The 13,334-nt window shown below is 69.6% G+C and carries 13 protein-coding genes; 3 read left to right on the top strand and 10 right to left on the bottom strand.

The genetic code is table 11. The features are described 5' to 3' along the window. Positions 1–44: 44 nt before the first annotated feature. The 3 genes from E3O39_RS11000 to gabT form a co-directional block, all read right to left on the bottom strand. On the bottom strand, positions 45–1,508 hold the full coding sequence (locus E3O39_RS11000; RefSeq protein WP_134448097.1) for an NAD-dependent succinate-semialdehyde dehydrogenase: 1,464 nt from the start codon (positions 1,506–1,508) through the stop codon (positions 45–47). Between the two features lie 117 nt (positions 1,509–1,625). Continuing rightward, a complete protein-coding gene (locus E3O39_RS10995) occupies positions 1,626–2,912 on the bottom strand; it encodes a Glu/Leu/Phe/Val dehydrogenase (protein ID WP_134447843.1) in 1,287 nt (428 codons plus the stop codon). Beyond that, complete coding sequence (gabT, locus tag E3O39_RS10990) at positions 2,909–4,273, bottom strand: 4-aminobutyrate--2-oxoglutarate transaminase (protein ID WP_174774849.1); 1,365 nt, start codon at positions 4,271–4,273, stop codon at positions 2,909–2,911. The genes E3O39_RS10995 and gabT overlap by 4 nt, the downstream gene beginning before the upstream one ends. A gap of 142 nt (positions 4,274–4,415) precedes the next feature. On the opposite strand from gabT, the gene E3O39_RS10985 reads away from it, so the two are divergent. Next, the gene (locus tag E3O39_RS10985) at positions 4,416–6,017 is read left to right on the top strand and encodes a PucR family transcriptional regulator (RefSeq protein WP_134447839.1); all 1,602 of its coding nucleotides are present in this window, start codon (positions 4,416–4,418) and stop codon (positions 6,015–6,017) included. 9 nt (positions 6,018–6,026) lie between these two features. Here the strand turns inward: E3O39_RS10985 and E3O39_RS10980 are convergent, their stop codons facing one another. Further along, on the bottom strand, positions 6,027–6,899 hold the full coding sequence (locus E3O39_RS10980; RefSeq protein ID WP_134447837.1) for a pentapeptide repeat-containing protein: 873 nt from the start codon (positions 6,897–6,899) through the stop codon (positions 6,027–6,029). A gap of 55 nt (positions 6,900–6,954) precedes the next feature. Further along, positions 6,955–7,632 (bottom strand): hypothetical protein, encoded by a 678-nt coding sequence (locus tag E3O39_RS10975; RefSeq protein ID WP_134447836.1) that lies wholly within the window; start codon positions 7,630–7,632, stop codon positions 6,955–6,957. 67 nt (positions 7,633–7,699) lie between these two features. Here E3O39_RS10975 and E3O39_RS10970 point away from each other — a divergent pair, with 67 nt between their 5' ends. Then, positions 7,700–8,575: an acyl-CoA thioesterase II gene (locus tag E3O39_RS10970; protein ID WP_241975439.1), complete on the top strand. Its 876-nt coding sequence runs from the start codon at positions 7,700–7,702 to the stop codon at positions 8,573–8,575. A gap of 27 nt (positions 8,576–8,602) precedes the next feature. Here the strand turns inward: E3O39_RS10970 and E3O39_RS10965 are convergent, their stop codons facing one another. Both E3O39_RS10965 and E3O39_RS10960 read right to left on the bottom strand, forming a co-directional pair. Then, the gene (locus E3O39_RS10965) at positions 8,603–9,403 is read right to left on the bottom strand and encodes an anti-sigma factor (RefSeq protein WP_134447834.1); all 801 of its coding nucleotides are present in this window, start codon (positions 9,401–9,403) and stop codon (positions 8,603–8,605) included. After that, the gene (locus E3O39_RS10960) at positions 9,400–9,936 is read right to left on the bottom strand and encodes a sigma-70 family RNA polymerase sigma factor (RefSeq protein ID WP_134447832.1); all 537 of its coding nucleotides are present in this window, start codon (positions 9,934–9,936) and stop codon (positions 9,400–9,402) included. The genes E3O39_RS10965 and E3O39_RS10960 overlap by 4 nt, the downstream gene beginning before the upstream one ends. A 217-nt stretch (positions 9,937–10,153) precedes the next feature. On the opposite strand from E3O39_RS10960, the gene E3O39_RS10955 reads away from it, so the two are divergent. Then, entirely contained in the window at positions 10,154–10,603 is a 450-nt protein-coding gene (locus E3O39_RS10955) for a ubiquinol-cytochrome c reductase iron-sulfur subunit (RefSeq protein ID WP_134447830.1), read from the top strand. Positions 10,604–10,614: 11 nt separating this feature from the next. Here E3O39_RS10955 and E3O39_RS10950 read toward each other — a convergent pair whose 3' ends face one another. The 3 genes from E3O39_RS10950 to E3O39_RS10940 are packed head-to-tail and all read right to left on the bottom strand — an operon-like array spanning position 10,615 to position 13,270. Further along, on the bottom strand, positions 10,615–11,106 hold the full coding sequence (locus E3O39_RS10950; protein ID WP_134447828.1) for a thioesterase family protein: 492 nt from the start codon (positions 11,104–11,106) through the stop codon (positions 10,615–10,617). Between the two features lie 20 nt (positions 11,107–11,126). Beyond that, a complete protein-coding gene (gene ettA, locus E3O39_RS10945) occupies positions 11,127–12,809 on the bottom strand; it encodes an energy-dependent translational throttle protein EttA (protein WP_134447826.1) in 1,683 nt (560 codons plus the stop codon). Positions 12,810–12,814: 5 nt separating this feature from the next. Continuing rightward, positions 12,815–13,270, bottom strand: a complete 456-nt coding sequence (locus E3O39_RS10940; protein WP_241975440.1) for a hypothetical protein — start codon at positions 13,268–13,270, stop codon at positions 12,815–12,817. Positions 13,271–13,334: the final 64 nt, after the last annotated feature.

The following is a 13,334-nucleotide window of genomic DNA, read 5'->3' as shown; positions in this document are numbered from 1 at the left end:
CATACGTGGGTGCTGCGAGGTCATTCGGAAGTTGTGCAAGTCGGTTATGACGCGGGGATCAGGGTGTACTTCGGGGACAGGTACTCGTGGATTCCCTCGAGGCCGCCCTCCCGGCCGAGCCCTGATTGCTTGACGCCTCCGAAGGGGGCGGCTGCGTTGGACACGAGTCCTGTGTTCAGTCCCATCATGCCCGTGTCGAGCCCGGCGATCATCCGCTGGCCGCGGGCGATGTTCTCGGTGAAGACGTAGCTGATCAGCCCGTACTCGGTGTCGTTGGCGAGCCGGATCGCCTCGTCCTCGTCCGTGAAGGTCACGATCCCGACGACGGGCCCGAAGATCTCCTGGCGAAGCAGGTCGCTGTCGGCTGCGACGTCGGTCAGCACGGTCGGGGCGTAGAACGACCCTGGACCCTCCGGGCGGAAGCCGCCGGTGAGGAGGGTCGCACCGCGGTCGAGGGCATCGCTCACGAGCTTCTCGGTGTTGGCGACGGCCGCGTCGTTGACGAGCGGGCCGATCGTCACGTCCGGCTCGGTGCCCCGACCGATCCGGAGGGCTTCGACGCGGGCGACGAGGCGGCGAGCGAAATCCTCGGCGACGGACGCGTGCACGATGAACCGGTTCGCTGCCGTGCACGCCTGGCCGATGTTGCGGAACTTGGCGAGCATGGCGCCGTCGACGGCCCGGTCGAGGTCCGCGTCGGCGAAGACGAGGAACGGCGCATTCCCGCCCAGCTCCATCGAGGTGCGCAGCACGCCCTCCGCGGCCTGGCGGAGGAGCGCCCGGCCGACACCGGTCGAGCCGGTGAAGCTGAGCTTCCGGAGCCGCGGGTCTGCGATCAGCGGGGCGGAGACCTCAGCGGATTCCGAGGTCGTGATCACGTTGACGACGCCGGCGGGAACGCCCGCGTCCTCGAGCAACTGGGCGAAGAAGAGGGTGGTGAGCGGGGTGAGTTCCGCGGGCTTGATCACGACTGTGCACCCCGCGGCGAGCGCGGGGGCGATCTTGCGGGTCGCCATCGCGAGCGGGAAGTTCCACGGGGTGATCAGGAGGCACGGGCCGACCGGGCGCTGCGAAACGACCATCTGGCCGGTACCCTCGGGTGCCGGCCCGTAGCGCCCATTGATTCGTACGGCCTCCTCGCTGAACCAACGCAGGAATTCCCCGCCATAACCGACCTCGGCGCGGGCCTCGGCGAGTGGCTTGCCCATTTCGATGGTCATCAGCAGGGCGAAGTCCTCCCGGCGTTCCTGCAGCAGGTCGAACGCACGACGCAGGATCTCGGCCCGCACCCGCGGCGCGGTCGCCGCCCAGGCGGGACCCGCTGCGACGGCGGCGTCGAGGGCGCGTCCGCCGTCCGCGACGCCCGCGTTGGCGATCCGCTTGAGCTCGCGCCCGGTCGCAGGGTCCGTCACGATGATCGGCTCCCCCGTGCCGGGCTGCCAGGTGCCGTCGATGTAGAGACCGTCGGGAACCCGGTTGAGGAGTTCGGCCTCCCGCTCGGTGCCGATGGTGGTGGTGTCGCCGGAGGCGGGGCTCAAGGGGCGGTTCTCGGTGCTGAGACTGGTCACGGGTGTTCTCTTTCGGTCACGGGGCAGGTACGGCAGGCGGTGGGAAACGAACGGGCGTCAGGGGTAGAGTCCGCGGAGCAGGTGGGCCTCGGCGACGCGTTCGACGGCGAGGACCGTCGCCGCTGCCCGCAGGGAAAGGTCCCGGGAGGCGGCGGTTTCGACGACCTGCTGCCAGGCGGCGAGCATCCGCTCTTCGAGCTTCTGTTCGACCTCTGCGGCGTTCCACCAGTAGGCCTGGTTGCCCTGCACCCACTCGAAGTAGGAGACGAGCACTCCGCCGGCGTTCGCAAGGATGTCGGGCACCACGAGCTGTCCGTTCGCGGCGAAGATCCGGTCGGCAGCCGGGGAGGTCGGGCCGTTCGCGCCCTCGACGATCACGCGTGCCGTCACGCGGGCAGCGTTCCCGGCGTGCAGGACGCCCTCGACCGCGGCCGGGACCAGCAGGTCGACGTCGAGCTCGAGCAGCGCTTCACCGTCGAGCGGGTCCGCCCCGCCGAAGCCGACGACCCTGCCGGTCGCCGCGACGTGCGCGTCGAGCCCGGCGAAGTCGATGCCCCGCTCGTTGTAGACGGCGCCGTACTGGTCGCTGACCGCAACGACCCGCACCCCCGCGTCGGCGAGGAACACGGCAGCGTCGTGGCCGACCTTGCCGAAGCCCTGCACGGCTGCGGTCGCTCCGTACGGCGTGATGCCGCTGTGCCTGAGGGCGGCAAGTGCGACGTGGGTCACGCCGCGGCTGGTCGCGCTCGCACGGCCGTGGGAACCGCCGAGGCTGATCGGCTTGCCCGTGACGATCCCGGGAACGGTGTAGCCGACGTTGACGGAGTAGGTGTCCATCATCCAGGCCATGGTGCGCTCGTCGGTGCCGATGTCGGGGGCCGGGATGTCCTTCTCCGGGCCGATGATCGGCAGGATCTCGCTCGTGTACCTGCGGGTCACGCGCTCGAGCTCCGGGAGCGAGAATTCACGCGGGTCGATCGTGACACCGCCCTTGGCACCGCCGTACGGCACGTCGAGCAGGGCGCATTTCCAGGTCATCCACATCGCGAGGGCGCGCACTTCGTCGAGGGTCACGTGCGGGCTGTAGCGCAGGCCGCCCTTGGCCGGGCCGCGGGAGAAGTTGTGCTGCACCCGGTAGCCGGTGAACAGTCGGGTGCTGCCGTCGTCCCGGCGCAACGGAACGGCGACGGTGAGCTCGCGGCGCGGGGTCGCGAGCAACGCGTGCAGGCCTTCCGGGTAGCCGAGCAGGGCGACGGCGTCGCTGAGCTGCGACCGGGCGTCGACGAGGGGCGTGGCGAGGGGCGTGACCTGGCGAACGGCCGGCCGGGCCTCGAGCAGGCTCATGCGTTCGCCAGAGCGTGTGCGACGACCTGGAGGCCCTCGACGAGGAGCTCGTCCGAGATACTCAGCGGCGGCAGGAACCGGATCACGTTCCCGTAGGTTCCGCAGGTGAGGACGATGACGCCCTGCGCGTGGACGGCGGCCGCGACGCGGGAGGTGAGTGCGGCATCCGGTTCACCCGTCGCCGAGTCGACGAGCTCGATCGCGATCATGGCACCACGGCCGCGGACGTCGCCGACGCGCTTGTCGAAGGCGCGGATGGCGTTCAGCCGGCCGGTGAGGATCGTGCCGATCTCGCGGGCGCGCTCGACCAGGTTCTCGCTCTCGTAGGTGTCGAGGGTGGCGAGGGCCGCTGCACAGGCGAGCGGGTTTCCGCCGTAGGTGCCGCCGATGCCGCCGACCTGCGGGGCGTCCATGATCTCGGCGCGGCCGGTGACCGCGGAGAGCGGGAGGCCGCCGGCGATGCCCTTGGCCATCACGATCAGGTCGGGCACGATGCCCTCGTGGTCGCAGGCGAACATGGCGCCGGTGCGGGCGAAGCCGGTCTGCACCTCGTCGGCGATGAAGACGACCCCGTTGGCGCGGCACCAGGCCAGGAGGGTCGGCAGGAAGCCCGCGGCCGGGACGATGAAGCCGCCCTCGCCCTGGATCGGTTCGATGATGAGCGCGGCGAGGTTCTCGGCGCCGATCTGCTTCTCGATCTGGGAGATGGCGCGCTTCGCGGCGACGACGCCGTCGAGACCGCCGTCGCGCAACGGGTAGGACATCGGCGCCCGATAGACCTCGGCGGCGAACGGGCCGAAGCCGTTCTTGTACGGCTGGTTCTTCGCGGTGAGGCTCATGGTCAGGGTGGTGCGGCCGTGGTACGCGTGATCGAAGGCCACGACGGCCTGCCGCCCCGTGTAGTGCCGCGCGATCTTGACGGCGTTCTCGACAGCCTCGGCGCCGGAGTTGAACAGGGCGGTGCGCTTGGCGTGGTCACCGGGGGTGACCCGGTTGAGCGCCTCGGCGACCTCGATGTAGGAGTCGTACGGGGCGACCGTGAAGCAGGTGTGGGTGAACTGGGCGAGCTGGGCGGCGACGGCCTCGACGACGCGGGGCGCGCTGTTGCCGACGCCGGTCACGGCGATGCCGCTGCCGAGGTCGATGAGGGAGTTGCCGTCAACGTCGACGAGCACGCCGCCGCCGGCAGCGACGATGTAGACGGGCAGGGTCACGCCGACGCCCGCGGAGACCGCGGCGGTCTTGCGCGCCTGGAGCGCCTGCGACTGGGGTCCGGGGATGCTCGTCGTGAGGCGACGTTCCTGCGGAAGGGACGGGCCGCCGACGGGAACGGTGGTGGGCGGGGATGCGACGAGGGTCATGACTGCTCCAGTTCGTAAACCGAGGTGCATCGACCGGGCGGCGTCGATGTCAGGTGCCATGCTAGGCAGAGCGCCGACGGCAGCGCGCTCGCCGCTATGTACAGAATGCCGGCTAAGTTTCGACACGTTGTACACTCGGCGCATGCCCCCGCTCAACGCACCGCCGCCGCTGCCGGGGCTGCGCCGCCTCCTCGACCGGCCGGACCTGCGGTTGCGGCTGCTCACTCCGGAGGCCGGCCTGCCGCCGCACGCCCTCGACCAGCCCGTCGAATGGGTGCACAGCTCAGACCTCGCCGACCCGACCCCGTTCCTGTCAGCACACCAGGTACTGCTGACGACAGGACGCCAGTTCGCGGAGGCTGTCACGGACGCGTTCTACGTCGACTACGTGACCCGGCTGCGCGACCGCGGCATCGTCTGCCTCGGCTTCGGCACGGAAGTCCTCCGCTCCGGCACCCCCGACGCCCTCGTCGCGGCCTGCCAGTCCCGCGGACTCCCCCTCGTCGAAGTGCCGTACGAGACGCCGTTCATCGCCGTCGCCCGGGCCGCCGGCGACCTCGTCGCCGAACTCCGCTATGCCAGGAGCACCTGGGCGCTCGGCGCCCAGCGGGCCATCGCGCTCGCGGCGCTCCGCCCGGACGGCCTCAGCGCGACCCTCAGCGAGCTTTCGCGGCAACTCGGCCACTGGGTCGCGCTCTTCGACATGAGCGGCGCCCTCGACCGGGTCTTCCCCCGGGACACCTTCGCGGGCGCATCCGCTTCACGCGGCTCTCTCGACCGGGTGCAGCGCGAGGCAGCCCAGTTGATCCGGCGCGGGCAGCGGGCCAGCACGTCGGTTTCGACCGGCGGAGAGACGCTGACCCTGCAGACCCTGGGTCGACGCGACCAGCTGCGCGGCGTCCTCGCCCACGGGGGTCCCGGCGAGCTCGACCAAGCCAGCCAGGAGGTCGTGACGAGCGTGATCGCGCTCGCGGGGCTCGCGCTCGAGCAGAACAGTGCACTCGACCGGGCGCGCGGGCTCCTCAGGTCCGGGCTGCTGCACGCGCTGCTCGGCGGCGACGTCGACCTCGTGCAGGCGACCTCCGGGGAGATGTGGGGGCCACTCCCGTTCGAGCCGGTACGGGTCGCCGTGACCGACCCCGCGCCAGGGCGGCTGGACGCCCTGACCGAGTTCCTCGAGCTCCGGGTGGAGGAGAGCCCTGGACACCTGTTCTTCGCGCGCCAGGGCGGCCTCGTAGTCCTGTGCGTCGACGCCACTGCCGGGCCCCTGCTCGATGAGCTCGTCGGCTTCGGGTTGCACCTCGGGCTCTCCGACCGGACCAGGTACCGTGAGCTGCCGCACGCCCTCGCCCAGGCCCGCCAGGCCCTCGAACGCTCGCACGAGGGCGCGCCAGGCATCGTCGAATTCGACGTGATCTCCCGACAGGGCGTTCTCGCGTTCCTCGCCGGCACGGATGCCTCGGAGGTCGGACGCGCGACGCTCCAGCCGCTCACGGCGCACGACGCCGTCCACGGCACCGAACTCGTCCGCACGCTCCGGGTCTGGCTGGAGCACAACGGGCAATTCGGTCCAGCGGCCACCGAGCTCGGTGTGCACCGGCACACCGTGCGCGCCCGGGTGAGCCAGGCCGAGGCGCTCCTCGGCCGTGACTTCGGCACCTTCCACGCCCGCGCCGACATCTGGGCGGCACTGCTCGCGTCCGGTGACGACGCCGGATCACCCCCTGAGCACCTCAGTATCTGAGATACCGTCTCACGGGCGGTTCTGCTCGCCCGCGCTCCAGTGCGCTGGGCGCACGAATCCCCGGGGCAGGACGGTGAGCTGGTCGCCTCTGGCGCTGCTGACCTGCATCTGGGTCAGGTAGATCGCGCCTGCGAGGTCCGCTCCGGCCAAGTTCGCGTTGCGAAGGTCGACGCCGAGGAGGTCGCAGTACGACAGCCGGGCTCCGCTGAGATCCGCTCCGATCAGGAGGGAGCCGCGCAGGCTCAGTCCACGAAGGTCCGCACCGGTGAGTGCCGCGCCCGCCAGGTCTCTCCCCGGGCCGAGCCGGCGCCGAACTCCTCGATCCCGGGTTTCGCCGAGGATTCCCCTGCGCGCGTCCTCGCTCGCCTGGAGGAGCAGCGGCCGGGCCGCGTCGTACTCCGCGTCGACGTCGAGGCCCGCGAGCCGATCCGGTTGCTCCCGGCTGAGCGCGCTGACGCGATCGAAACGCGACATCAGCGGAGCCGGATCACCCGTGTCCCCGACAAGGCTGATCGCCTGCTCGAGGTACCAGAGGAGTTCGTGCAGCCGCCGAACGATCGGGAAGATCGCGAACATGGCGTCCCTGGTCCCGGGATCGTCCCGCCAGGACCGGCCGGCGAAGGTCTGCTGCGAGACTTTCTGGCCGGCACCGAAACAGTCGAACACGGTGCAGCCGGTGAATCCCCGGGGACGCAACTCCGCGTGCACGCGGCACGCGTCGCGTTCGTCGAGGTTCTCGCAGGGATCGCCGGCCGGCTTGTCGAACGGGAAGTCGGCGGACCTGGTGAACGCCAGGGCGACGCAGCAGAGTCCGAAGCACCTGGCGCAGTCGGCACCGAGGTCCTCGCGGCGCCCGAGCTCAACCCTGGTTCGTTCCGTCATCGCGTTCATCGTAGTCCGCGATCCGGGAGGGACAACCGGAATTCCCGGGCACGGGTCAGGCGCGCAACGACCAGGGCTTGCGACGCACGAGGATGTGGCCGCGGCTCGTGCTGAGCCGGGTCCAGGGCCCGGTCTCGAAGAGCCGCACCGGTTCGTCCTTGGGCAGGAAGCCGAGACTCACCGCCGCGAACGCCGCCCCGGCCGGAACGATCTCGAGTCCCGCGATCGGGCGACCCCAGACCTCTGCACGGACCCGCTGCACGACCTGCGCGCCCGAGTCCCGCGGCACGGTGGAGGCGACCTCGTCGATACCGGCGGCCGCAGCGCCCGTCAGGAGCGCGGCATCCGTCTCGCCGAGGAGTTTCCAGCCGCCCCGGGGCGGGGAGATACCGGCCCAGGTCACGGTCGTGACCTCGAGCGGCACGGTCACCGCGACCGGCGCCTCCGGGTCGCTTCCCGCGGCGGCGAGGCGGGCGACCCGATCGAGCAGGGAACGCACCGGCACGACGGCGTCGAGTTCGACGGGTTCGTCGAGGCCGAAGGTGCGCAGGCCGAGCACGGTCGGGCTCCCGTCGAGGAGGCCGCGCGGGTAGAGGATCGCGGAGTACACCGCGAGCGCGCCGGCGGCCGAAATCAGGCGCACCGAACCGTCCTCGATACGGCTGGCGCGCGACAGGTAGACCTGCAGATCGCTGAGGGCAAAGGAATCCGTGAGAATAAATGACTGGCTCATCTGCTCCTAAACTACCAAGGTACGGCGAGGCTCATACCGACTTCGCACACACTGCCGAGGAGGACGCATGGACATGCCGATGGAAGGTCTCTTGAACGCCCTCGACCTGACCGACACAGGGGCGCGCACGAGCGAGGACATCTTCACCGGCCCGTCGCAGTGGATGCCCCTCGGCCGCGTGTTCGGCGGGCAGGTTCTCGCCCAGTCCCTCGTCGCGGCGATGCGCACGGTGCCTGACGACCGCCACCCGCACTCGATGCACGGCTACTTCCTCCGTCCGGGGGACGTCAGCCAGCCGATCACGTTCTCCGTCGACCGGATCCACGACGGCCGTTCCTTCTCCACCCGGCGCACCCAGGCGTACCAGAACGGCCACCCGATCCTCTCGATGATCGCGTCGTTCCAGGACGATGACGAGGGCCTCGAACACCACATCGACATGCCGGCCGGGTTGCCGGACCCCGAGTCGCTGCCGACCGCAGCGGAGTCCCTCGCCCAGGTCGACCACACCATCGCCCGCTACTGGGCGAGCGAGCGCCCGTTCGACATGCGGCACGTGCCTTCGCCGATCTACCTTCAGGTCAAGGGCGAGCACACCAGTCACCAGGCCGTGTGGATGAAGACCCTCGGCGCGCTTCCCGACGACCCCGACCTGCACCGTGCCGCCCTCGCATACGCGAGCGATTACTCGATCATGGAGCCGGTCATGCGCCGCCACGGCATCGCGTGGTCGACGCCGGGGCTCAAGGTCGCGAGCCTCGACCACGCGATGTGGTTCCACCGCTTCGGGCGCGTCGACGAGTGGATGCTCTACGTCCAGGACTCCCCCACCGCCCAGGGCGGCCGAGGACTCTCCACCGGCAGCATCTACAGCCGTGAGGGTCTCCTGCTCGCGACCGTTGCCCAGGAGGGCATGGTCCGGGTTCCCGCGAACAAGGAATAGCAGCCGGCCCGGGATCACTGCGCGGGACTACTGCGCCTGCTCCACCCCGGGCTCGGCCGCGAGCAGCACGATGCCGTTGGGCTGCAAACGGATGTCGACGGACGCGATCTCGTCGGTGTCCAGTTTCGTGGTTCCCGCGACGGGGACCGTCATGCCAGGACCCGCGAGCCAGCTCGCGACCTGCGTCGCCTCCCCGTTCCGGTCCGTGACGAACATCGCGTACGCCCGCTCGGCCGCGGCGCCGGTGCCGGTGCCGGATTCGGTGCCGGATTCGGTGCCGGATTCGGTGCCGGATTCGGGCAGGCCATAGCTGCACGAGCCGTCTATGCGGGTGCCGCCGGGCTGAGCCGCCAGGCGGACATCCGCGCTCAGCGGGTTCGGGACCACCTGGTGCAGTGTGACGAGCTCCCCGGGAGGTTCCGCGATCGACGCCGGGGCGAGCCGGGCCGGCAGCACGATCGCGACCGTCGCAGCGACGGCCGCCACGGCGAGCAGGAGCCCGGCCTGCAGTATCCGCCCGCGCCGCCTGCGCCGCCGCGCAGCATCGAGCAGCCGCGGCAGGCCGTCGCTGCGAGGGAGGACGCCCGGTGACGCCGCGGTCTCCAACACCTCGGCGGTCGGCACGAGGCCGAGAAGACCGGGGATCCCGGCGATCTCGGCAACCCGACGGGTGCAGTCCGCGCACGTGCGCAGGTGGCGTTCGTAGTCGTGGCGTTCTTCGGTCGCGAGCGCGCCGAGCACGTAGGCGGCGTCCCACTCGGCGTACGGGTCACGCCCTGACCTGGGTACGCGCCCGGTGTCTGATGCACCGGATCCTGTCGTGGTCATCGCTCGGTCACTCCCTTCTCGGTGAGACTCAGGCGCATGGCACGCAGGGCGTAGTGCAGGCGCGACTTCACAGTGCCCTCCGGGATGTCGAGGGAGCGCGCGGTCTCGGCGACCGACTGTCCGCGGTAGTAGGCGAAGACGACCACGGCCCGGTGGTCTGCGGAGAGGCCGTCGAGGGCATCCGCCACGAGCCACGCATCGAGGAGCGCTGCCGTCGCGTCGTTCGTCAGACGCTCGGGGAGTTCGTCTGTGCTGATTTCGTGGCGGTTCCTGGCGGAACGCCATTCGTCGATGACGAGGTGGCGGGCGACGGTGAAGAGCCAGGCGCGTGCAGAGTCAGCATCGTCGAGCACCCGGGGCAGTCGCCAGGCGCGCAACAGGGTCTCCTGCACGACGTCATCGGCCAGGGCGGAATCCCCGGTCAGCCGGGTTACGTACCGACGGAGCGCCACGGCGTGCGCATCATGCAGGGCGCGCAGCAGGTCGGCACGCGCGTCGACGGGCCGCTCCCCGCGTCCGGGTTTCTCCGCCACGGCACACCTCCTATCGTTAACACGGGCTCGCTGCGCCGTTCGTTCAGTTTCCGCCGGGTTTTGTCGAAGTCCGTCGATTTTCCGTGATGGGCTTTGAACCGATGACCGGGCAGTTTCGTAGTAACTAGTAGCACCCTAACGAGTAGCGCCAGCTTGCGAACGGGGAGCAGCCCATTCGCCGTCACCGACCGCCACGACCACCATCACGAGGAGAATCATGACGAACGACACCGCGGTCTCCCGCCGCACCGCACTGCTGATCGGCACCGCAGGCACCGCCGCCGTGACCCTGGCCGCCTGCGCCCCGACCACGACGGGCGGCACCGGCGCCGGATCGGCCGGAGGTTCGACCGGGGCCGCAACATCGTCTGCGGGCGGGACCGTGGTCGCCAAGCTCTCCGACATCCCGGTCGGCGGCTCGATCGAGACCGCCCTGAATGGCAAGGCCATCTTCGTCAGCCAGCCAACCGCAGGCAAGGTCGTGGCCTTCAGCGCCGTGTGCACGCACCAGGGCTGCATCGTGAAGCTCGTCGACACGTCCTTCGACTGCCCGTGTCACGGTTCGAAGTTCGACACGGCAACGGGCGCCGTTCTCGCGGGCCCCGCCCCGAAGCCACTGATCGGCATCACCGTCTCGGTTTCGGGAGACTCCGTCACCGCAAGCTGAACGTATGGAGTTCAGTCTTCCGGAAGGGCAGCCCTGCGGGTGAATCGCACCGGGTCTTCGAGGTAGGGCAGCCACGCCGCACGCTCCTCGTCGGTGATCTTGCGCGGGCGCTGGGTCGCCGCATCGATGAGCACGATCGTGGTGCTGGCCTGCGCGTACAGCACCGCCGACTCGGCCTCCACCGGCCCCCAGACCTCGTAACACACCTCGAGGCTCGCCCCGCCGACCTTGCCGAGCCAGAGACGGATGTCCACCGGCTGCCGCAGGTACGGGATCGACAACAGGTACTCGGCTTCGAGGCGCGCGATCACGGTCAGCGTCGCCGCGCCCGGCCGGCCGTCGAGAACGGCGGTCCCGGCCCCCGAGCCCGGCTCAACCTCGTCGTCGAGCCAGAACGCCTGGATGCGCGCCTCCTCGAGGAGGCGCAGCATCGAGGCGTTGTTGACGTGGCCGTATGCATCGAGGTCTGACCAGCGCAGGCTGATCGGCACGTGCAGCTTCATCTCGCTGGCCCGTTCCCGGCCTAGTCGCGCGTGAGCTTGCGGTACGCGGACCGGTGAGGCTTCGCGGCGTCGGGGCCGAGCCTCTCGATCTTGTTCTGCTCGTAGGACTCGAAGTTTCCCTCGAACCAGTACCAGCTCGCCGGGTTCTCATCCGTGCCCTCGTAGGAGAGGATGTGGGTCGCGATCCGGTCGAGGAACCACCGGTCGTGAGTGATGACCACGGCGCAACCGGGAAACTCGAGGAGCGCGTTCTCGAGGGAGCCGAGGGTTTCGACGTCGAGGTCGTTAGTCGGCTCATCCAGGAGCAGCAGGTTTCCGCCCTGCTTGAGTGTGAGCGCGAGGTTGAGGCGGTTGCGCTCTCCACCGGAGAGCACGCCGGCCTTCTTCTGCTGGTCGGGTCCCTTGAATCCGAAGGTCGACACGTAGGCGCGGGACGGGATCTCGGTCTTGCCGACCTGGATGTAGTCCTGGCCGTCGGAGACGACCTCCCAGAGGGACTTGTTCGGGTCGATTCCGGTGCGGTCCTGGTCGACGTAGGAGATGTCGACGGTCTCGCCGATCTTCAGCTCGCCGCCGTCGAGCGGCTCCTTGCCGACGATCGTCTTGAACAGGGTCGTCTTTCCCACGCCGTTCGGCCCGATGATGCCGACGATGCCGTTCCGCGGGAGCGTGAAGCTGAGTCCGTCGATGAGCACGCGGTCGCCGAAGCCCTTGTGCAGCTTCTTCGCGTCGATGACCTGGGCGCCGAGACGCGGGCCGACCGGGATCTGGATCTCCTCGAAGTCGAGCTTGCGGGTGCTCTCGGCCGCGGCGGCCATTTCCTCGTAGCGGGCGAGACGCGCCTTGGACTTGGCCTGGCGACCCTTCGCGTTCGAGCGGACCCACTCGAGTTCATCGGCGAGACGCTTGGCCATCTTCGCGTCCTTCTTGCCCGCGATCATGAGCCGTTCCTGCTTCTTCTCAAGGTAGGTCGAGTAGTTGCCCTCGTAGGGGTAGAGGTGGCCACGGTCGACTTCGGCGATCCATTCGGCGACGTGGTCGAGGAAGTACCGGTCGTGGGTGACGGCGAGCACGGCGCCGGCGTACTGGGCGAGGTGCTGCTCGAGCCAGAGCACGCTTTCGGCGTCGAGGTGGTTGGTGGGCTCGTCGAGGAGGAGCAGGTCGGGCTTCTGCAGCAGGAGCTTCGTCAGTGCAACGCGGCGCTTCTCACCACCGGAGAGGTCGGCGACGGCAGAGTCTCCCGGCGGCGTGCGGAGGGCATCCATCGCCTGTTCGAGCTGGGAGTCGAGGTCCCAGGCGTCGGCGGCGTCGATGGCTTCCTGGAGTGTGCCCATTTCGGCGAGGAGGGTGTCGAAGTCCGCGTCGGGTTCGCCGAGGGCGGCGCTGATCTCGTTGAACCGGTCGACCTTGGCCTTGATCGGGCCGACGCCTTCCTGCACGTTCTCGAGGACCGTCTTGGTCTCGTCGAGTTCCGGCTCCTGCATCAGGATGCCGACGCTGTAGCCGGGCGAGAGTTTCGCCTCGCCGTTGCTCGGGGTGTCGAGCCCGGCCATGATCTTGAGGATCGTGGACTTTCCGGCGCCGTTCGGCCCGACGATGCCAATTTTGGCGCCGGGGAAGAACGACATCGTGACGTCGTCGAGGATGAGCTTGTCGCCTACCGCCTTGCGTGCGCGGACCATCGTATAAATAAATTCGGCCATAGTGCTTACCAGTCTATTTGCCGCGTGGCCCCGATCAGACACCGGCCGGTCGAGATCGCGGACGTGACCATGCTGTGGTACCCGCCGGACTTCGACCCGTTCTGTCCGATCAGGCAGCCGTCGGGGAAGCGGACCGAGAATTGCACGGAGTCGGCGTCGAGATTGACGCTCGTCTTGTCGAACCCGACCTCCATCATCGCCTTGTCGAATCCGGCGGCGACGAGAGCGTCCACGAAGCCGCGACCGCCCGTCGCGGGATCAACGGCCGCAGCGACCTGGTTGAAGTATGCGAGGTTCGCCTGGGCGCCGAGTTCGGGCCGCACGGCCGGTGCCGGCGCCGCCGTGGCGGTGGCAACCGGAACGCTTGTCGGTGTGGCCGCGACGGGCGTGGGTTCAGCGGTGCTTGCGGAGCAGCCGGCCAGGGCTGCGACAACAAGGCCGGCGATGACGACGGCGACCACGGGCCGGATTGTCGTCCTGTGTACTGCCGGCACGTGTGTCCTCCCGAGGCCGCGGTGCGGCCAG

The organism is Cryobacterium sp. MDB2-A-1 (assembly GCF_004402675.1).
In the GTDB taxonomy this organism is placed as follows: domain Bacteria; phylum Actinomycetota; class Actinomycetes; order Actinomycetales; family Microbacteriaceae; genus Cryobacterium; species Cryobacterium glucosi.
The sequence above is the reverse complement of the archived record's forward strand: the minus strand, read 5'-3'. Positions and strand labels throughout refer to the sequence as shown.